Annotated in this window: 1 protein-coding gene; it reads right to left on the bottom strand. The window is 37.2% G+C overall.

What is annotated here, in order from left to right; all coding sequences use genetic code 11:
* Positions 1 to 696: 696 nt before the first annotated feature.
* The coding region (locus GZ1_RS17725; protein ID WP_174520703.1) for a transposase at positions 697 to 1,025 on the bottom strand (329 nt) is incomplete at its 5' end.

The raw sequence follows: 1,025 nt of genomic DNA on the forward strand, positions 1-1,025 counted from the left end.
TCATCGTTTTAAAGTGCATGTATATAGTTATTGGATAGATGCTTGATTGTTCAACTGATGGTAGGTTCATAGTTTCTGTATAAAAAAGTAAAGGATTTGAAACAACCTCTTTTTGCGAAAAAGAGTGTATCAAAAAAAAGTGTGACGATGATTGGGAAATAAAACAAGGGAATAGGATTGAAGGGAATCGAGGAAAGTATCGATTGGTACATTTCTCGATTTCTTTTTATTGGAGCGAAAAAAAGAAAAGGGCATTAAAGACTAACGAGTTCCGATTTGAGGTGCAAAAATAGAAGAACAGTTGAAATTGACATCAATTTTGACCAATTAACTGACATCAAAATTACATCAAAAAAGCAGGGTAATTTCCCTGCTTTTTGACTTGTCAATTATAACTATCAATTAAATACGACTAATAGTTAAACAATCTATGCAGCTTAGGGCTTAGAATTATTGAAATATCCCTAACCGTTAGTTGAAGTTACATAATTAACAAGGGTTGAACTTATCTTCCGTGTTTAAAACAACAGGTGTCCCTGATTGGTTTAATTAAAGCATTCAAATTATCACTTTTTAGGTGAAGTGATTCTTAAATAATAACCATCTGGGTCAGTTAAGCGAAAATCCGTCATTCCCCACTCTTGTTGTTTTAGTTCTGATTCTATATACATCCAAATTGGCATTTTAACCTCTGATTCACACAGCGCACCCCATGCGGCTCAACACCTCATCCGGGTGTTGTAGAACGTACTGTTCAAAGCGAGTAATGGATTGGGCAATGTCATTTTGATCCTTGTGAAAAACGTTGGCAATCACTTCATCTTTCAACCACTTCCACAGCCGTTCAATCGGATTTAACTGTGGAGAATACGGTGGCAAAAAGATGAAATGAAAAGCAGCGCCTTCCTCGCCATCAAGAAAGGCTTGCACCATCTTGGCATGATGAATACGCGCATTGTCCAACACAAGCACGAGGAATCGGTCCGTATATTTCTCTTTCAATCGGCGCAAAAAGTCGAGGAACG

The sequence above is a fragment of the Geobacillus zalihae NBRC 101842 genome (assembly GCF_001544135.1).
Classification (GTDB): domain Bacteria; phylum Bacillota; class Bacilli; order Bacillales; family Anoxybacillaceae; genus Geobacillus; species Geobacillus zalihae.